The organism is Bacillus bruguierae, from assembly GCF_037104725.1.
Lineage (GTDB): Bacteria > Bacillota > Bacilli > Bacillales > Bacillaceae_G > Bacillus_A > Bacillus_A bruguierae.
The window spans coordinates 32053-50986 of record NZ_JBAWSX010000016.1 but is presented as its reverse complement, the minus strand read 5'-3'; the positions used below and the strand labels follow the sequence as shown (position 1 = coordinate 50986).

General features: G+C 35.1%; 18 protein-coding genes. 17 read left to right on the top strand and 1 reads right to left on the bottom strand.

What is annotated here, in order from left to right; all coding sequences use genetic code 11:
- Positions 1-365 precede the first annotated feature (365 nt).
- Positions 366-1430: an ABC transporter permease gene (locus WAZ07_RS20905; protein ID WP_336473972.1), complete on the top strand. Its 1065-nt coding sequence runs from the start codon at positions 366-368 to the stop codon at positions 1428-1430.
- On the top strand, positions 1430-2128 hold the full coding sequence (locus WAZ07_RS20900; RefSeq protein WP_336473971.1) for an ABC transporter ATP-binding protein: 699 nt from the start codon (positions 1430-1432) through the stop codon (positions 2126-2128). The genes WAZ07_RS20905 and WAZ07_RS20900 overlap by 1 nt, the downstream gene beginning before the upstream one ends.
- A gap of 998 nt (positions 2129-3126) precedes the next feature.
- Here the strand turns inward: WAZ07_RS20900 and WAZ07_RS20895 are convergent.
- Positions 3127-3351 carry a hypothetical protein gene (locus WAZ07_RS20895; RefSeq protein WP_336473970.1) on the bottom strand — a complete coding sequence of 75 codons (225 nt, stop codon included), beginning with the start codon at positions 3349-3351 and terminating at the stop codon, positions 3127-3129.
- A 212-nt stretch (positions 3352-3563) separates the two neighbouring features.
- Here WAZ07_RS20895 and WAZ07_RS20890 point away from each other — a divergent pair, with 212 nt between their 5' ends.
- The 15 genes from WAZ07_RS20890 (at position 3564) to WAZ07_RS20820 (ending at position 18589) form a co-directional block, all read left to right on the top strand.
- Positions 3564-3875, top strand: a complete 312-nt coding sequence (locus WAZ07_RS20890) for a metal-sensing transcriptional repressor (RefSeq protein WP_336473969.1) — start codon at positions 3564-3566, stop codon at positions 3873-3875.
- 11 nt (positions 3876-3886) lie between these two features.
- The gene (locus WAZ07_RS20885) at positions 3887-6283 is read left to right on the top strand and encodes a heavy metal translocating P-type ATPase (RefSeq protein ID WP_336473968.1); all 2397 of its coding nucleotides are present in this window, start codon (positions 3887-3889) and stop codon (positions 6281-6283) included.
- 24 nt (positions 6284-6307) lie between these two features.
- Positions 6308-6511, top strand: coding sequence for a copper chaperone CopZ (gene copZ / locus WAZ07_RS20880; protein WP_336473967.1), 204 nt, complete (start codon positions 6308-6310; stop codon positions 6509-6511).
- A 431-nt stretch (positions 6512-6942) separates the two neighbouring features.
- Complete coding sequence (locus WAZ07_RS20875; protein WP_336473966.1) at positions 6943-7866, top strand: CobW family GTP-binding protein; 924 nt, start codon at positions 6943-6945, stop codon at positions 7864-7866.
- A 265-nt stretch (positions 7867-8131) separates the two neighbouring features.
- Positions 8132-9349 (top strand): substrate-binding domain-containing protein, encoded by a 1218-nt coding sequence (locus WAZ07_RS20870; RefSeq protein ID WP_336474012.1) that lies wholly within the window; start codon positions 8132-8134, stop codon positions 9347-9349.
- 232 nt (positions 9350-9581) lie between these two features.
- Positions 9582-10355, top strand: coding sequence for an ABC transporter ATP-binding protein (locus WAZ07_RS20865; protein ID WP_336473965.1), 774 nt, complete (start codon positions 9582-9584; stop codon positions 10353-10355).
- Entirely contained in the window at positions 10333-11037 is a 705-nt protein-coding gene (locus WAZ07_RS20860) for a branched-chain amino acid ABC transporter ATP-binding protein (RefSeq protein ID WP_090912042.1), read from the top strand. The genes WAZ07_RS20865 and WAZ07_RS20860 overlap by 23 nt, the downstream gene beginning before the upstream one ends.
- Positions 11038-11214: 177 nt before the next feature.
- Complete coding sequence (locus WAZ07_RS20855) at positions 11215-12075, top strand: branched-chain amino acid ABC transporter permease (protein WP_336473964.1); 861 nt, start codon at positions 11215-11217, stop codon at positions 12073-12075.
- A 100-nt stretch (positions 12076-12175) separates the two neighbouring features.
- Entirely contained in the window at positions 12176-13081 is a 906-nt protein-coding gene (locus tag WAZ07_RS20850) for a branched-chain amino acid ABC transporter permease (protein ID WP_336474011.1), read from the top strand.
- A gap of 149 nt (positions 13082-13230) precedes the next feature.
- The gene (locus WAZ07_RS20845) at positions 13231-13512 is read left to right on the top strand and encodes a YciI family protein (RefSeq protein WP_336473963.1); all 282 of its coding nucleotides are present in this window, start codon (positions 13231-13233) and stop codon (positions 13510-13512) included.
- A gap of 233 nt (positions 13513-13745) precedes the next feature.
- Positions 13746-14693: a sugar-binding transcriptional regulator gene (locus WAZ07_RS20840; RefSeq protein ID WP_336473962.1), complete on the top strand. Its 948-nt coding sequence runs from the start codon at positions 13746-13748 to the stop codon at positions 14691-14693.
- A 133-nt stretch (positions 14694-14826) separates the two neighbouring features.
- Positions 14827-15498, top strand: coding sequence for a deoxyribose-phosphate aldolase (deoC, locus tag WAZ07_RS20835; protein WP_336473961.1), 672 nt, complete (start codon positions 14827-14829; stop codon positions 15496-15498).
- 117 nt (positions 15499-15615) lie between these two features.
- Positions 15616-16797, top strand: coding sequence for a NupC/NupG family nucleoside CNT transporter (locus WAZ07_RS20830; protein WP_336473960.1), 1182 nt, complete (start codon positions 15616-15618; stop codon positions 16795-16797).
- Positions 16798-16852: 55 nt separating this feature from the next.
- Entirely contained in the window at positions 16853-18154 is a 1302-nt protein-coding gene (locus WAZ07_RS20825; RefSeq protein ID WP_336473959.1) for a pyrimidine-nucleoside phosphorylase, read from the top strand.
- 39 nt (positions 18155-18193) lie between these two features.
- Positions 18194-18589 carry a cytidine deaminase gene (locus WAZ07_RS20820; RefSeq protein WP_336473958.1) on the top strand — a complete coding sequence of 132 codons (396 nt, stop codon included), beginning with the start codon at positions 18194-18196 and terminating at the stop codon, positions 18587-18589.
- The last annotated feature ends 345 nt before the right edge of the window (positions 18590-18934 follow it).

The window sequence follows — 18934 nt, the reverse complement described above, 5'->3', positions numbered from 1 at the left end:
ATTGTAGTATGATAGAAAAGAAGAACAAGAAAACGGAGGTAACAATATGATTACGTCGCAATAGATGTTGGAGCATTATATACATATATATGAACGATTAAAATTACACCATTTCAAGTGGGGAACATTTTCTTAGCGAGCCGTTTAGTGAACGCATACATATAAGGCGGATTGGGGCGTTACATTTATAACGGAGAAGAAAAAAGATGCATTATAATTGGACAAGTTATTTCTGCGGCTGAATTGTGGGCTATTTTTCTGTTCCTATTTATAATTAAATACAGTCTATGGCCCGTTTTTACATGTATCTCGGCTACTCTCTTTATAATTAAGAACATAGTAGGAAACAAGGAGGAACGAACCTAATGTTTTTAGCACTTAAAGAATTAAAAAAATCGAAATTACGATACGGATTAGTTGGTATAATTATGATATTGTTATCATTTCTTGTACTTATCATATCAGGTTTAGCAAATGGTTTATCTCATGATAGTGCTTCTTCTATTATTGAAATGAAGGCAGACAGATTTATATTATCCGATGATGCCGAGGGTAAATTGTTGCGTTCTCAAATGAAAAAAGAAGATGTTGATAACATATTGGCGCAGGTTGATGAAAAAGATGCAGTTCCAATGTACATGAAAGTGTCAACACTTGAAAAAGAAGGAAGTTCAAAAAAAGTTGATGTTGCTATTTTTTCAAGTAAACCAGATTCATTTATTGCTCCAAAAGTAATTGAAGGGAAACATAACTCTTTAGAAAACAATGAAATCATTGCGGATAAATCTATCAAAGAAAAAGGAGTAAATCTTGGAGACGAACTTGTAGAACCTATTTCTAATAAAGTGTTCAAAGTTGTCGGATTTACAGAAAATCAAATGTTTAGCCATTCACCTGTTGTTCGCATGAATGAAGAGGTATGGGATAGCATTGCAATGCCACATCAAAAAGATTATAACGTAATCGCTTTAAATACGGATAAGGAAATTAAGAATGCAAAAGTTGTGGATAAAAAAGAAGTATTGAAAGGTATTCCAGGTCATAAAGAACAACAAGGGACATTAACGATGATTATTGCGTTTTTAATTGTCATTGCAGCATTATTAATTGGCGTTTTTTTCTATGTCATTACATTACAAAAAACACACCAACTAGGTGTATTAAAAGCAATTGGAACAAAAAATTCATATTTAGTAAAGGCTTTAGTTGTACAAGCTGTATTTTTAACTAGCATTTCCCTTGTAATCAGCATCAGTTTAGTCCTTGCAGTACGGACTGTTTTGCCAGCTGGTATGCCGTTTTTATTAACAGCAACAACAATCGCGCAATTTTCAGGTATTTTTATTGTAATTAGTATATTAGGTACATTGTTCTCTCTATATCATGTATTGAAAATAGATGCATTAGAAGCAATTGGAGGTGGCATGTAATGGTAACGGGAGTGAAATGGGAAAATGCATCATCATTATTAAAGCTCGAACAAGTAAGTAAAGTATATGGAGAAAGAGATACAGAAGTAACAGCTTTACACCCAATTACATTGGATGTAAAGGAAGGAGAATTCATTGGCATTGTTGGTCCATCTGGTTCAGGAAAAAGTACTTTGCTTTCCATTGCAGGTGCACTGCTCTCTCCTTCGAAAGGAAATGTTTATATTTCTGATCAAAACATAACGAAATTATCACAAAAAGAGATGACAGATATTCGCTTAAGAAAAATCGGATTTATATTCCAATTCGCAAACCTCGTACCTTTCTTAACGGTGAAGGAACAACTTCTGTATATCGCTAAATTAAAGGGAAAAGATAAAAAAGAAGCTGGTAAATTTGCAGAAAAATTACTGGAAACATTTGGATTATCAAACCGAATAAATCATTATCCAAATCAACTTTCAGGTGGGGAAAAACAACGTGTAGCTATTGCTCGTGCGTTCATGAATAACCCAGATTTAATCTTAGCTGATGAACCTACTGCTAGCCTTGATTCAAAACGTGGAAGAGAAGTCGTTGAATTAATGAAACAAGAAGTGAAGAAAAATAAAAAAGCAGCGATTATGATTACACACGATGAAAAAATGCTTGATGTATGTGATCGAATTTTAACACTTCGTGATGGAAAACTACTATGAGAAAACGAAGTGTACAATAATAGTGAAGTGACCCCATAATGTTAGACATAGGTTATTTCGTTAGGTAGCTGATAAGGTCTGAGTCGGTGTTGTACCTGACTCAGGTCTTTTAGGTTTGCCTTAATCCGTTTGTATTTATAAGTAAGCGTCAAATATTCCCCACCTGCCATTTATAAATAACCCATGAGATAATCTCCTTACATACTACATGTGGAGGTTTTTTTTGATGATAATTTGTGTTGTATCCCCTTTTTCTACAACTTTTTCAATCTTAATGTTACTATTCTTATGTTCATTACCAATTGCTAATGCAAAGGTTTTTCCACGACCTTCAAACCCTGGATATGTATCATATCCTTTGAGTTATGAAACTATTTTTGAAGATCCTTGAAAAATGTTTATTGGTAAATAATATATTGCTGTGATCTAGTTTTACACGTATATCAGCTGACCCCCAATTAGCAGCAACCTATATAAATCCAACTTGAATTTCTAACACACAAGTCGCCGCCATGCTGAACAAAAAATAATCTGCTACTTTCTTTCTCTCTCTTTGTTTGAACTTCTCACGTGGCAGAAGAGGGCCCTGACCGTTTCTACGCATGGCCAGACGCTCTCGACCACCTAAAAAGAAAAGGGGTTTATGTCAGGCTTTTAATTTGGATTTATATATATGTCGGAAAATTAAAATGGATCGTATGTATTAAATGTAAAATATGTTTTATGTATATGCATATATGAAACAAAAGGAACTCTTTAAATGAACTGTACCCCAATTGTTAGACGTAACTAATAATTGGGGTACAGTATTTTATTTTTTAACAGCATGAAGATAATGAATGGTTTCAAAAGCTGATATTAACGAAGTTAAATTGCCTCATCTTTTTTCAAGCAAACACACTCCTTTATTCTTAGGGCAAAAAAAATAGGATTCCCCTGGCCAGGAGAATCCTATTATATAATTTAAAAATACAAAATTAAATTATTGCATAAATAAATTAACTCCCGTTAGCAAAATAAGAACCATATCTAAGAAGGAGAAAACTTGCTAACCATAAAAAAATTGCAATTTGAGATATTATATAAATTGCAGATTCAAAGAAGGAAAGTTTTCTTTCTCGCCTTATTTTTTTGAACTGTCGAACATAAAAAAATGAACATAATAGTAGTATTGCTATTGATATTTTATATATGTTTTCCAAGAGGCTAATCAAAAGAATCATCTCCTTACATTGATGGTATGAACCTTCTTATTTAAGTATTCTGCCCTTTTCTTTACTATTGCAACTTTTAAACTATTGAGAATGCTTTATAAAAAAATCTATATGTTGTTCAAAAAAATTTCCAAAATATACTTATAACCAGTTGCCTTTTATACCCCCTACCCGTATAATGTATACAAAGATTGATAATGACAATACATGAGGTGATAGCAATGGATCATTGTGAAGGAAATCATATAGATCAAAAAATGGTTCCTCGAACAGAAGAGGAAATTCAAAGTGTGATGAAACGTTTGAAGCGTATTGAAGGGCAAGTACGTGGTGTACAAAAGATGGTAGAAGATAACCGTTACTGTGTTGATATTTTAATTCAAATTTCAGCGATTAACGCAGCGTTAAATAAGGTAGGTTTTTCTTTATTGGAGCGCCATACAAAGCATTGCGTTGCAAAGGCAATTCATGAGGGGAATGGGGAAGAATCGATTCAAGAATTAATGAATGTAATTAAGCAGTTTTCAAAATAGGAGGGAGTAAAATGGAGAATCAAAAACATGTTACGCTTGGAGTAACAGGAATGACATGTGCCGCTTGTGCTACTCGTATTGAAAAAGTGCTAAATAAAATGGATGGGGTAGAAGCTAACGTCAACTTAGCAATGGAAAAAGCAAGTATTAAATATGACCCGTCTCAGCAAGAAATTTCGAATATAAAAGAGAGAATTGAGAAGTTAGGGTATAGTGTATCAGCAGAAAAAGTTACCCTTGATATTGAAGGGATGACATGTGCCGCTTGTACTACTCGAATTGAAAAAGTATTAAGTAAAATGGAAGGCGTTTCGCATGCCACTGTTAATTTAGCTACGAATAGCGCCATTGTAGAATATAATGAAGGTTTAGTTTCTACAGAAAGTATTTTAGAAAAAATAAAGAAAATTGGATATAAAGGGCAAATACGTAACGAAAATGCAGAGCGTTCGGAAAGAAAACAAGAAATGATTAAGGAGAAAAAGCGTCAACTTATTATTTCGATTCTTTTGTCCTTGCCTTTACTTTATACAATGCTTGGACATATGCCATTTGATACCGGATTACCAATGCCGCATATTCTTATGAATCCATGGTTTCAAATTTTATTAGCAACACCAGTTCAGTTTTATATTGGGGGACACTTCTATGTAGGAGCTTATCGTGCTCTTCGAAATAAAAGTGCCAATATGGACGTGTTAATCGCCTTAGGAACATCAGCAGCTTATTTCTACAGTCTATATGAAACATTGAAAACAGTAGGGAATCCTGAATATGTTCCTGATCTATATTTTGAAACAAGTGCAGTGTTAATTACGTTAATTTTAGTCGGGAAGTATTTTGAAACAATGGCAAAAGGACGGACAACGGAAGCGATTTCTAAATTACTTAGTTTACAGGCGAAAGATGCGCTTGTTGTGCGGAATGGTCAAGAAGTAAGAGTATCGCTTGAAGATGTCGTGATTGGAGATAGGATTATTGTAAAGCCAGGGGAGAAAATACCCGTAGATGGTATTGTAATTTCGGGGGTATCTTCTGTCGATGAATCTATGATTACTGGAGAGTCTATTCCGGTAGATAAAAAAGAAGGAGATTCAGTCATCGGCGCGACTATTAATGCAAACGGATTGCTGACGATTCAAGCTGAAAAAGTTGGAAAAGACACAGCATTGGCCGGCATTATTAAAATTGTTGAAGAAGCACAAGGTTCTAAAGCACCAATTCAACGGTTAGCAGATATTATTTCGGGTATTTTTGTTCCGATCGTTGTCGCAATTGCTTTCATAGCTTTCTTAGTATGGTATTTCTTTATCACACCGGGAGATTTGTCAAAAGCATTGGAAGTAGGAATTGCGATTTTAGTAATCGCCTGTCCGTGTGCATTAGGGCTTGCTACACCAACTTCGATTATGGTTGGTACAGGAAAAGGAGCAGAAAAAGGGATTCTTTTTAAAGGAGGTGAATATCTAGAAGGAACACATAAAGTAAATGCAGTCTTATTAGATAAAACAGGAACTGTAACGAAAGGGAAACCAGAAGTTACAGACGTGTTACAATTTCAAGAAGGCATGGTCCATTATGCGATTTCGGCTGAAAGTGCCTCCGAGCATCCATTAGCGCATGCAATTGTTGAGTATGGAAAACAGCATGAGATAGAATTAAAAGAACTGCAGCATTTTTCAGCAATTCCGGGTCATGGCATTGAAGCAAACATTGAAGGCAAGAAGGTTCTTGTAGGTACACGCAAGTTGATGAATGAACAATTAGTAGAAATCTCACAACATGAAGAAATGATGAAAGAACTAGAGCTTCAAGGTAAAACAGCGATGCTTGTCGCAATTGATGGAGAACTTGCTGGAATAATCGCTGTGGCTGATACAGTAAAAGAAAGTTCAAAGACCGCAATTCAAACACTTAAACAAATGGGAATTGAAGTATACATGGTAACGGGTGATAATAAACGTACCGCTGAAGCAATTGCAAAGCAAGTTGGTATTGACCATGTATTTGCGGAAGTATTACCAGAAGATAAAGCTAAAATTGTAGAGGATTTACAAAAACAAGGAAAGTATGTCGCGATGGTGGGTGACGGTATTAATGATGCCCCGGCTCTTGCGAAATCTAATATTGGTATGGCGATTGGAACGGGTGCAGATGTCGCAATTGAAACTGCAGATGTTACTTTAGTTGGCGGTGATTTATCACATATACCAAAAGCAATTGAGTTAAGTCGTCAGACAATGAAAAATATTCGTCAAAACTTGTTTTGGGCTTTATTCTATAACGCAATCGGTATTCCAGTGGCAGCATGCGGGTTACTAGAGCCTTGGGTAGCCGGAGCAGCGATGGCATTTAGCTCTGTATCTGTTGTGACGAACGCACTTCGTTTGAAACGCGTTAAAATATAAATGAATGAAATGGAGGAATTTAATATGACTATTACATTAAACGTACAAGGAATGACTTGTAATCATTGCAAAATGGCAGTAACAAATGTACTTTCAGAGTTAGCAGGGGTACAACATGTAGAAGTACACTTGCAAGAAGGAACTGTAAACGTAGAATATGATGAAGCAAAAGTAAATGTGGAACAAATGAAAGAAGCTATTGAAGATCAAGGATATGACGTACAGTAAATAGGGATATTCAATTATTCTCAATAAACAGAAAAGGTCACTTCATTAAAAGTGGCCTTTTCTGCTGTTAAAGTATAATTAATAATGATAATAAATGGTATCGTTAAATTTGATAGGCAGCGAATAGGCTTAATCCGTTACAGGAATAATTGTGTGTTGTCTACAAATAAAATTGAATTTACTAGAATAATAAAACGTGATAATTTTGCTGTAGACGGTGATGTAAAGTATATAAGTCGCTGCTATGTAAACAAAAAGTGACTCGCACTCGTTTTCACGCTTTGTTTTACCACCGTACGTGGCAGGAAAAGGACTTGACCGTTTCTATGCATGGCCAGATCCTCTCGCCTACTTTAAAAAGAAAGGGTTTTATGTCTGTTTTTCAACTTGTATGTATATAGTTAAAAACAAAGAAATGGAGAGTTAATCATATGAACAAAGTAGAAATTCATATTTTAGGTGGGTTTTTAGGGAGCGGGAAATCAACGCTGCTTCAAAATCTATTATTAGCGGAAAAGAAGAAAAATCGAAAAGTTGCAGTACTAATGAATGAAATAGGTGAATACTCCGTAGATACAGATATTGTAGGACGAGAAAATGTTTTAAGAGAACTTTTAAAAGGTTGTATTTGCTGCACGATGAAAGATGAATTAGAAATTCAGCTACATTCCTTATATCAAGAGGAGAGACCGGATGTAGTTTATATAGAAACAACTGGAGTTGCTCATCCGATTGAGGTATTAGACGCTTGTCTCTCACCTATTTTAGCTCCCTATATTGAGGTGAAGTCAATTATTGTTGTATTAGATGCAATCAGGTGGTTAAACCTTGAAACATTAAGTAAAAGCGTACAACAACTTTTAAACGAACAAATGAAGTATGGAAGTCATATTCTTATCAATAAATCAGATTTGCTTAAGGGTGAAGATAAGAAACGGATTGTTGAGGAAGTAGCGTTAATAAATAGACATGCAAAATTATACGAAACACAGTATTGTAATATATCCTTAGAGGATTTCGAAGAGGTAAAGCTAGCAAGTAGCCAAAATCATGAAAAGTTACATGTGAAACAGCATTTACATATTCAAACTATGACCTATTCATTTACAAAATCAATTGATCAGGACAATTTGTACGAGTGGCTTTCTAATCTACCTGAGGGAATTTATCGTGTAAAAGGGTTTGTGAAATTTCATGGTGATAAATACCCAACCTTGCTGCAATACTCATTTGGTGTGCCATCTTTATTGGAACAGGATTTTGGTTTCCCTACAAACCTTGTAATTATTGGAGAGAATTTAGATAAGACGACACTGAAGAAAGAGCTAGAGAGTTTGGAACAAGTTGAGTTGTAAGGTTTATGTACGAGTGTTTTCAGAAGAATATTTTAATAGAGAGGGAATGACTAATTTTTTGGTCATTCCTTTTTTATTTAAGATATAACTTTTTCTTAGTAAATATTTATCAATGAACTGGAAGGTATTTGGGAAAAGTTAGAGAAGTTAGAGATACTTTAAGAAATTTGATTTCATGGTAGCAGTTGATAAATGTCATTATTACGAGTGTTTCGCTTCAGTGTATTCAATTCTCTAGGAAGGTAAATGATAGGGGGGAATTATGATGTTAGTGAAAAAACGTAAGTGGCTAAAGATGGTGTGTACAGGTTGTATACTTGGTTCACTGCTTGTGTCAGCTGGGTGCTCTGGCAAGAAAGCAAGTACAAATAATGAGGAAACAGTTAAGGTAGGTGTTCTTGCCTCGTTAACTGGACCGCTTGAATCGTATGGAAAGCAAACAGTAAATGGATTTGAACTTGGCTTGGATTATGCAACAGGTGGAACAGGAAAAGTAGAAGGGAAAAAGATTAAGTTTGTTGTAGAAGATACGGAAACAAAAGCAGATGTAGCTGTTAAGAAGGCTACGAAACTATTAGAAGAAGATAAAGTAGATTTTTTAGTTGGTTCATCTAGTTCAAGTGATACGTTAGCAGTTTTACCATTGGCTGAAGAATATGAAAAAATAATGGTTGTTGAGCCAGCTGTAGCTGATAGTATTACGGGAAAGAACTGGAATAAATATATTTTTAGAACAGGACGAAATTCATCTCAAGATGCAATTGCTGGTGCAGCATCAATTGCTAAGAAAGATGTAAAGATTGCGACGCTAGCACAAGACAATGCATTCGGAAGAGAAGGGATTGCGGCATTTAAAGATGCAGCAAAGAAGTTAGGCGCAAACATTGTAAATGAGCAATATGCTGATGCGAACTCTACTGATTTTACGGCAAATATTCAAAATATTATAAGCTCAAAACCAGATTATTTATTTATTGTTTGGGCAGGTTCAAATTCCCCATGGAAGCAATTAAAAGATATGAATGTGGAGCAGCAAGGCATTAAAATTTCAACGGGTGCACCTGATATTTCAGCGTTAAAAACGATGGATGTGTTAGTTGGCATGCAAGGATTTTCAGTGTATTATCATACGCTTCCAAAAAATAAAGTAAATGATTGGTTAGTAGAAGAACATAAAAAACGATTTCATGGTGCTGTTCCAGACTTGTTTACAGCTGGTGGGATGTCAGCTGCTATTTCAATCGTTGAGGCCTTAAAGAAAACAAAAGGTGATACTGATGTCGATACGCTCATTAAGAAAATGGAAGGAATGGAATTTGAAACACCAAAAGGTATAATGAAATTCCGTGCGAAAGATCATCAAGCTTTGCAAACGCTTTATTCGATTACATTGAAAAAACAAGATGGGATCGATTATCCGGTTCCAGTTTTAGAGCGGGAATTAAAAATGACAGAAACAGAACCGCCAATTCGTAATAAATAATCAGAATAATTAGAAAAAATCAGAGATATACAAATTATCTAGTAGAGTCAATTGATTATAAAGGAATGGATAGCTTCTTATCTTGTGTAAGATTTAGAGGAAAAGAAGAAATATGGGAGATAATAGCTAGTATATCTCTGAGTGATGAATGAAACATCCACTGAGGGTTTTTTATGTCATTTTTTCAATTTGTATTTATATATACAGGAATCCTTTGTGAGGAGGACATAATGTGGAGAAATTGTTAGAGACTCGCAATCTTTATGTTTCGTTTGGAGAACATCATGTTATTAAAGATGTAAATTTGGTGATATCAAAAGGAAAGTTTATTTCCATTATCGGGCCAAATGGAGCAGGAAAAACCACCCTTTTTAATTTGTTAAGTGGTCAACTTTCTCCGACAAAAGGAGAGATTTATTTTAAGGAACGTGACATTACAAAACTATCGATTCCAGATCGAACAAGTCTTGGTATGGGACGTTCTTTTCAGCTTACAAACATTTTTCCAGAATTAACGGTTCTTGAAAATGTTCGGCTCGGTGTACAGTCTTATGCGAAAGATTATTATCGTTTCTTCCCGCGGCCTTCTCGATATAAGCAACAACAAGAAGAAGCACGCCATTTACTTGAGGCTGTGTTGCTGAATGAAAAGGAAGAAGTACTTGCAAAAGATTTAGCTCATGGAGAAAAGAGAAAATTGGAACTTGCAATGCTTTTAGCACTAAAAACTGATCTGTTGTTGTTAGATGAACCGACAGCTGGTATTTCTATTGAAGAAGTTCCCGCTATTCTACAAGTGATTGAAAATATAAAAAATGATCGTAAAAAAACGATTGTATTAATTGAGCACAAAATGGATATGGTTCTTCGTTTATCTGATCATCTCGTTGTGTTATTTCAGGGAGAGTTATTAGCTGAAGGATTACCAGAAGAGATTATGAAGGATGAACGTGTGCAGACTGCCTATTTAGGGGGATTATACAGTGACACTATTAAAAGTGGATAATATCGAAACATATTTAGATCAGTTTCATATTTTACAAGGTGTTTCTTTTGGAGTAGAGGAAGGGACAATTACAGTTTTATTTGGAAGAAATGGAGCAGGGAAAACGACAACGCTGCGCTCTATAATGGGATTTCATACAATTTCTAACGGAGCTGTTTATTTTGGCGGTGAGAAAGTAAACGGGCTATCAACACATATGGTTTCGCGAAAAGGTATGGGGTATGTACCGGAAAATCAAGGGATATTTTACGACTTAACGGTTGAAGAAACATTTGCTCTTGCTCAAACGAAAAAAAATGAAGAAACAGATGAAAAAGTGGAATGGATGCTGGATCTTTTTCCAGACTTAAAACAATTTTGGCAGAAAAAGAGTGGGTTATTAAGTGGAGGACAAAAGCAAATGCTCGCTATCGCAAGAGCCTACATTAATGGCGAAGGACTACTGCTTATTGATGAGCCTAGTAAAGGTTTGTCACCAATCATGATCGAGAAGTTGATGATCTCAATTTTGAAAATGAAGGAAAAAACAACTGTTTTACTTGTCGAACAAAACTTTATGATGGCCAGTCAAATTGGTGATTATTTTTACATTATGGATAATGGGAAAATTGTGCATAATGGTCCGATGAGTGAGCTGAAGGAAAATAAGGAAACGTGTCATAAATATTTAGGGATTTCTTAACCTTTATCCCGCATTAATGGACAGTAAGACCCCACCTCAAGATTTTGAGAAGCGCGAAGAAGATAGGTGGGGGGATAACTGTCCGTAAAAGCCCGATTCGTTCAACTAACCATCAGTGGGGGATGAAGAAAACCCCCACTGATGGAAGTTTCACTTTATATGGGAGAGGTGAAAAACGTGGATGTGTTAGTTAATTTATTTGTAAATGGTGTTTCGACAGGTGTACTTATTTTTTTATTAGCATCTGGCTTAACACTTATTTTCGGTTTAATGGACGTTCTTAATTTCGCTCATGGCGGGCTATTTGCATGGGGCGCCTTTACTGGGGTGTGGTTGTTTCAAGTAACAGGTAGTTTCATGTTTGCATTACTTGGTGCGATTGTAGTTGGTATGTTCCTTGGCTTGATATTAGAAAGATTTCTCATTCGTCCTGTTTATGGAAATCATGTTCGTCAGCTGCTCGTTACACTTGGTGGCATGCTCGTGTTGAGTGAGTGTATAAAAGTATTTTGGGGACCAAATCCGATAGGAGCTAAATTACCGAATTGGTTACAAGGAAGTTTTACATTTGATGGAATCATATTAATCAAGTATCGCTTATTTGTTATTGTAATCGGTTTATTGGTTTACATCGGATTTGTATTGTTACTTCGGAAAACGAAAATTGGGCTTATGATTCGTGCGGGTGTAATGGATAAAGAGATGGTTCAAGCGCTTGGAATTAATGTGAAGGCCATCTTTTCTTTCGTATTTTTATTAGGAGCTGGAATGGCGGCGTTAGGTGGGTTTCTTCTCGCACCATATTCGGGCGTTATTTTTGCCGAAATGGGGATGCAGTATGCTATTTTAGCTTTTATCGTTGTAATCATTGGTGGATTAGGTAGTGTACAAGGCTCGGTAATCGCATCCTTAATCGTTGGATTAGCAGGAGCTTTTACAGCGTATTATGTCCCTGATTTATCGCTTGCGATAAACATGTTGATGCTGTTATTCGTCTTATTAGTTAAGCCGACAGGAATTGTTGGTGAAAAGGGGTGAGATTGTTATGAACACATTATCTAATCGAATTAGTTTGTATTTTGGAGGTGCAGTTCTTTTCTTTTTTATCATATTTCCTTTTTTAAACGATTCAAGGAGTATGTTAATCTTGTTTACACAAATTTTCATCTTCGCAATATTCGCGATGAGCTTTGATATTCTATTAGGTTATACAGGAATTGTTTCATTTGGACATTGTATGTTCTTTGGAATTGGCGCATATTGTGTCGCACTCTTATTCGATCGACAAGAGGCATCGATATCAAGTTTTTTAATAGGGATTATAGTAGCAGTCACTTTATCAGCGGTTATTAGTTATATAATTGGTATGCTTTCCTTACGATTAAAAAGTCATTTTTATGCGATGCTAACACTTGCAATTTCTCAATTATTCTTTGTGCTCGCTGAAAAGTGGAGAACCGTCACGCATGGGGGAGATGGTTTTACATTCCGTGTACCTGATATATTTCGAGATCGCTTCACATTTTACTATATTACATTAATAAGTTTAGTGATTATTTTTTTATTACTACAATTGTTTACGAAATCTTCAATTGGAAAAGTATTGAAAGCGATTTCGCAAAATGAACAACGTGTGGAAGCACTTGGTTATAAAATCCTTCACTATAAAGTAATTGCGAGTGTTGTAGCTGGAATTGTAGCATCTGTGAGCGGCGCCTTATTTGTTATTACACTTCGCTTTGTAAATACGACCGTTTTCTCAATTGACATGACATTGAATGCCTTATTAATGACAACAATTGGTGGCATTGGGACATTAGTAGGGGGGATAATAGGGGCAGGAATCATTGAATCGTTGAAATACTATTTGTCAGAGCTTGCTGCGCAGTATCCAATCTTTGAACGATGGACAATTTTTCTTGGTTTATTGTATATCATTGTCTTATTAGGGCTTCCAACAGGTATGTTAGGAACAGTTAGGAAACTGGTGAACTGGAAACGACATAAGAAAAAAATAAAGAAGCAAATCGAGCATGGTGCTTAATATAATTAAAAATGTAATTAGACATTTGGACACGGTGTTAATAATTAAAGAACCAATATGAATAACTTACAAACGCATCTAGGGAATTCGAAGAACTCATCTTCTAACGTGTTCTTAAATTTACTCTAATAATAGAGGAGCGTATAAAAATGAACTATTTTGCTATTTTGTTTACACAAGGAGAAAATTGGGAGAAAGGAAAACACATTTGGGAACAGGATTTAGAAGAACATAAAGTATATTGGACCCAGCACAGAAAGGAAAAGGTGATAGCTGGAGGTCCGTTCATGGATGATACAGGAGGTCTGATTATCGTGGAAGTGGAGAGTCTTGAAGAAGCTAAAGAGTTAGCGAGTTATGATCCTGCTGTTTCTAATAAGATATTTCATGCCAATGTTCACCCATGGCGTCTAGTTTCAAAGAAATTTTAGTAATGTAGTAGAAACATGCAATTGTATTCTTAATGGTGCAGTTGCATGTTTTTTATTTTGAATTTAACATATTTAAACTAAAATAATGAAGTGACATAAAAGCGCGGTTTTGGATTTTTGTAGTGATAAGAGGTATATTTATTTCTAACTTTAGATAGTCGAATTTTACAACATGAAATGTTATGATGCCATTAAGATAGAATAAGTTTGGAAGGGGTATAGAAATAACGAATATGGATAAAGAAAAACAACAATTGAGCGTTGAAGTTGCAAGGTTATATTACCAGTCCGATTATAGTCAACAAGAAATTGCTAATAAATTGAATATCTCCAGACCAACCATTTCAAGACTGTTAAAATATGCGAAAGAAAAAGGGTTTGTTCAAATTCATATAGCGGATCCATTTGCTGATTTAGATAATGTAGGTAACCTACTTAAAGAAAAATATAATTTATTAGAAGCGCATGTCGTATTTTCCCCTGTACCAGAGTACACGGCCATTACGGAGTATATTAGTAAGTATGCTGCTGAGTATATGGAGAAGACAGTTACAAATGGTGATATTGTTGGTGTGAGCTGGGGGACGACTATGTATGAAGTTTCTAGAAAAATTATTCCTCAGCATGTGAAGGGGGTGGAAGTTGTCCAATTAAAAGGAGGCATTAGCCATTCAAGTGTAAATACGTATGCGAATGAAACAATAACCTTATTTGCAGATGCCTTCCAAACAACTCCAAGAAACCTCCCACTTCCAGTAATATTTGATAATGCAGTTACAAAGGAATTAGTAGAGCAAGATAGACATATTCATCATATTATTGAGATGGGAAAACAAGCTAATATAGCTATTTTTACTGTCGGAACTGTTAGGGATGAGGCTTTATTATTCCGATTAGGCTACTTAAATCAAAATGAGATGAACATATTAAAAGCAAAAGCAGTTGGTGACATTTGTTCACGTTTCTTTGATGGAAATGGGAATATTTGTAGTGAAGAAATAAATAAACGTACAATTGGCATTGATTTAGAGGAACTGCGCTTAAAAGAGCGTTCAATTCTAGTTGCAGGAGGGGCTAGAAAAGTAAAGGCAATCGACGGTGCGTTAAGAGGCGGATATGCGAATGTGTTGATTATTGATCAACATACTGCAAAAGAATTGTTGCATTATCAAAAAGATTAGGAACAAAAGATCTCTCAAAAATTCATTTGAGAGATCTTTTTTAAGAGTTATGAACAAAATTTCAAAAGTATGTTTACATTTGTTCAAACAAGAGTTAGAATGAAGGTGTTAAAAGATATAAGGAGTGAAGAACATGAACATTGCAAAATTAATTGATCATACAATCTTGAAACCGGATACGACGAAAGAAGATGTTTTAAAAGTTTTAGAAGAAGCAAAGAAATATAATTTCGCTTCTGTTTGTATTAATCCTACATGGGTGAAATTAGCAGCTGAAGAATTAGCAGGACATGATGTAGATGTTTGCACAGTAATTGGTTTCCCTTTAGGTGCAAACACAACTGAAACAAAAGTATTTGAAACAAAAGATGTAATTGCAAAAGGTGCAACTGAAGTAGACATGGTAATCAATGTCGGTGCTTTAAAAGATGGAGATAATGAATTCGTGGAAAAGGATATTTATGAAGTTGTGCAAGCTGCAAAAGGAAAAGCACTTGTAAAAGTTATTATTGAAACTTGCTTATTAACAGATGAAGAAAAAGTTCGTGCATGTGAATTAGCTGTAAAAGCTGGTGCTGATTTTGTAAAAACTTCAACTGGATTCTCAACTGGCGGAGCAACTGCGGAAGATATTGCATTAATGCGCAAAACTGTTGGGGAAAACGTTGGTGTAAAAGCATCTGGTGGAGTTCGTACAAGAGAAGATGCAGAGAAAATGGTGGAAGCTGGTGCTTCTAGAATTGGAGCAAGTGCTAGTGTTGCAATTGTGCTAAATGACACAAACGGCGGTACAGGTAATTATTAATCGATAAACAGTTGCAAGTAATAGATACACAGATTGTTGAAAAAGCATAGTGTATCTATTGCTGTAACTTTAATAAAACAAAATATGTAAGCGGATACGAAAAGGAGGGAGAATGTTATGAAGTACATAATTGGTATTCTAGGTCTCATTATTATTTTAGGTATCGCATGGCTTGCTAGTAATAATCGAAGTAAAGTGAAATTCCGTCCTATTGTAACGATGATTGTTCTGCAGTTTATTTTAGGGTTTTTGCTATTAAATACAAGTGCAGGGAACATCCTAATAAGCGGTATCGCAGACGGATTTGGACAATTGTTAAAGTACGCTGCTGATGGTGTCAATTTTGTATTTGGCGGTTTAGTAAATAAAAATGAGTTTTCATTCTTTTTAGGTGTATTAATGCCAATTGTATTTATCTCAGCTTTAATTGGTATTTTACAACATATTAAGGTATTGCCATTCATTGTGAAATACATAGGTCTCGTTTTAAGTAAAGTAAATGGAATGGGAAAGCTTGAATCATATAACGCTGTAGCTTCAGCGATTTTAGGACAATCAGAGGTATTCATTTCTGTTAAGAAACAGTTAGGCTTATTGAGTGAAAGAAGATTATATACTCTATGTGCGTCTGCGATGTCAACGGTGTCTATGTCTATAGTGGGATCATATATGGTGTTATTAAAACCGGAGTATGTTGTAACCGCTTTAGTGCTGAACTTGTTTGGCGGATTTATTATTGCTTCTATTATTAATCCTTATGAGGTTACTGAGGAAGAAGACATTTTAGAAGTACAAGAAGAAGAGAAAAAAACCTTTTTTGAAGTGTTAGGGGAATATATAATAGATGGTTTTAAAGTTGCGATTACAGTAGCTGCTATGCTAATTGGATTCGTTGCTTTAATCACTTTCATTAATGCTATTTTTAAAGGAGCAATCGGAATCTCATTCCAAGAAATTCTTGGATATGTATTTGCCCCATTTGCTTTTATTGTAGGGATTCCATGGCATGAAGCTGTTGACGCTGGTAGTATTATGGCAACAAAACTTGTATCGAATGAATTTGTAGCAATGACAAATTTAGCTCAAGGAAATTTTCATTTTACAGGAAGAACAACTGCTATCTTGTCAGTATTTCTTGTTTCGTTTGCAAACTTTTCTTCTATCGGCATTATCGCTGGGGCTGTTAAAAGTTTACATGAAAAACAAGGAAATGTTGTCGCAAGATTTGGTTTGAAATTACTGTTCGGGGCAACACTAGTAAGCTTTTTATCAGCGGCTATTGTTGGCTTAATATATTAAGAGTTTAACAGGATTTATTTTTAATAATTAAAAATAAAAAGGATTGGTGATCAAGATGAGAATGGTAGATATCATTGCGAAAAAACGTGACGGTAAAGAACTAACAACAGAAGAAATTCAATTTTTTATTAAAGGATATACAGATGGAACAATTCCTGATTATCAAGTGAGTGCACTGGCGATGGCTATCTTTTTCCAAGATATGTCTGACCGTGAACGTGCAGATTTAACAATGGCAATGGTTGAATCTGGAGAAACGATTGATTTATCAGAGATTGAAGGGGTTAAAGTAGATAAACATTCAACTGGCGGTGTTGGTGATACAACAACATTAGTTTTAGGGCCGTTAGTGGCAGCTTTAGATGTACCTGTTGCGAAAATGTCTGGGCGCGGTTTAGGACATACAGGTGGAACAATTGATAAATTAGAAGCAGTAGAAGGTTTCCATGTTGAAATTACGAAAGAACAATTCATTGACATCGTAAACCGTGATAAAGTTGCAGTTATTGGACAAACTGGAAATTTAACACCTGCTGATAAAAAAATATATGCTTTGCGTGATGTGACAGGAACGGTAAACTCAATTCCATTAATCGCAAGTTCTATTATGAGTAAAAAAATCGCAGCTGGTGCTGATGCGATTGTCCTTGATGTAAAAACAGGTGCCGGTGCATTTATGAAAACAGAAGAAGATGCAATTGAATTAGCTCATGCAATGGTGCGAATCGGAAACAATGTTGGTCGTCAAACAATGGCTGTTATCTCTGATATGTCACAACCTCTTGGCTTTGCAATTGGTAATGCGCTTGAAGTGAAAGAAGCAATTGATACATTAAAAGGAGAAGGGCCAGCAGATTTAACAGAATTGGTACTAGTATTAGGAAGTCAAATGGTTGTACTTGCTAAAAAAGCAAATACGTTAGAAGAAGCACGTGAAATGTTGAAAGAAGTCATGAAAAATGGAAAAGCAATTGAAAAGTTCAAACAATTCTTAAGTAATCAAGGCGGAGACAGTTCGATTGTTGATCAGCCAGAAAAATTACCACAAGCGAAATATGTAATTGATGTTCCAGCTAGAACTTCAGGTGTTGTATCTAACATTGTTGCAGACGAATTTGGTATTGCTGCGATGCTTCTAGGTGCAGGGCGAGCAACAAAAGAAGATGAAATTGACTTAGCTGTTGGCTTAATGTTACGTAAAAAAGTTGGTGACGCTGTAAAAGAAGGGGAGCCATTAGTTACGATTTATGCAAATCGTGAAGATGTTGAAGAGGTAAAAGCGAAAATCTATGAAAATATTTCTATTTCAGAAAAAGCTGAAGCTCCAAAATTAATCCATACTGTTATCACTGATTAATACTAAATAGAATCGCATTTACTTTGAGGAGGAAATGATATGGATAAACAAAAATATATTGAAGAAGCTACAAAGATGTTATCAAAAGCTTATATTCCGTATTCAAAGTTCCCTGTTGGAGCGGCACTCGTTACGAAAGATGGTAAAATTTATACAGGTTGTAACATAGAAAATGCATCTTATGGTTTATGTAATTGTGCCGAGAGAACAGCGATATTTAAAGCAGTGTCAGAAGGAGAACGTGATTTCAGTTATTTGGTGATCACAGGTAATACGGATGGACCTATTTCACCATGCGGAGCTTGCAGACAAGTTATTGCAGAATTTTGTGATCCGCAAATGCCAGTATTATTGACGAATCAAAAAGGCGATGAAAAAGAAGTAACAGTTGAACAATTGTTGCCAGGTGCATTTTCGATAGATGATTTAAAATAAGTATTGTATGATTTGAAAATTATAAACGAAATTTTTTTCTAATTAAACTATACCTCGAGTCGTGGACGCTTAAAAGTCTATGGTTCGGGGTTTTTGTATTTTCATAGCTTCGCTTTATTTTGTATTAACGGGTTATCAAAATGGTGAGGCATTCTTCATAATAAACTAGTTCCTTTAGTGGTAAGTTTATATATTCATTGCTTTCAAAATAATAATATAAATAATTATTCTGTGAAAAAATAGATTATTACAGTGTAAATTACGCCCTATTTTTATGCAATTTTACATACCCAAATATAGGGAACCTTTATACAGAATAGTATTTTGTTATATCAAAAACATTTT

Excerpts from the sequence above, each read along its gene's own strand:
- WAZ07_RS20875 (WP_336473966.1), top strand. The coding sequence starts at position 6,943 with ATGAACAAAGTAGAAATTCATATTTTAGGTGGGTTTTTAGGGAGCGGG.
- WAZ07_RS20840 (WP_336473962.1), top strand. The coding sequence starts at position 13,746 with ATGGATAAAGAAAAACAACAATTGAGCGTTGAAGTTGCAAGGTTATAT.
- WAZ07_RS20845 (WP_336473963.1), top strand. The coding sequence starts at position 13,231 with ATGAACTATTTTGCTATTTTGTTTACACAAGGAGAAAATTGGGAGAAA.
- WAZ07_RS20890 (WP_336473969.1), top strand. The coding sequence starts at position 3,564 with ATGGATCATTGTGAAGGAAATCATATAGATCAAAAAATGGTTCCTCGA.
- WAZ07_RS20825 (WP_336473959.1), top strand. The coding sequence starts at position 16,853 with ATGAGAATGGTAGATATCATTGCGAAAAAACGTGACGGTAAAGAACTA.
- WAZ07_RS20850 (WP_336474011.1), top strand. The coding sequence starts at position 12,176 with ATGTTAATCTTGTTTACACAAATTTTCATCTTCGCAATATTCGCGATG.
- WAZ07_RS20830 (WP_336473960.1), top strand. The coding sequence starts at position 15,616 with ATGAAGTACATAATTGGTATTCTAGGTCTCATTATTATTTTAGGTATC.
- copZ (WP_336473967.1), top strand. The coding sequence starts at position 6,308 with ATGACTATTACATTAAACGTACAAGGAATGACTTGTAATCATTGCAAA.
- WAZ07_RS20895 (WP_336473970.1), bottom strand. The coding sequence starts at position 3,351 with ATGATTCTTTTGATTAGCCTCTTGGAAAACATATATAAAATATCAATA.
- WAZ07_RS20885 (WP_336473968.1), top strand. The coding sequence starts at position 3,887 with ATGGAGAATCAAAAACATGTTACGCTTGGAGTAACAGGAATGACATGT.
- WAZ07_RS20905 (WP_336473972.1), top strand. The coding sequence starts at position 366 with ATGTTTTTAGCACTTAAAGAATTAAAAAAATCGAAATTACGATACGGA.
- deoC (WP_336473961.1), top strand. The coding sequence starts at position 14,827 with ATGAACATTGCAAAATTAATTGATCATACAATCTTGAAACCGGATACG.
- WAZ07_RS20900 (WP_336473971.1), top strand. The coding sequence starts at position 1,430 with ATGGTAACGGGAGTGAAATGGGAAAATGCATCATCATTATTAAAGCTC.
- WAZ07_RS20870 (WP_336474012.1), top strand. The coding sequence starts at position 8,132 with ATGTTAGTGAAAAAACGTAAGTGGCTAAAGATGGTGTGTACAGGTTGT.
- WAZ07_RS20820 (WP_336473958.1), top strand. The coding sequence starts at position 18,194 with ATGGATAAACAAAAATATATTGAAGAAGCTACAAAGATGTTATCAAAA.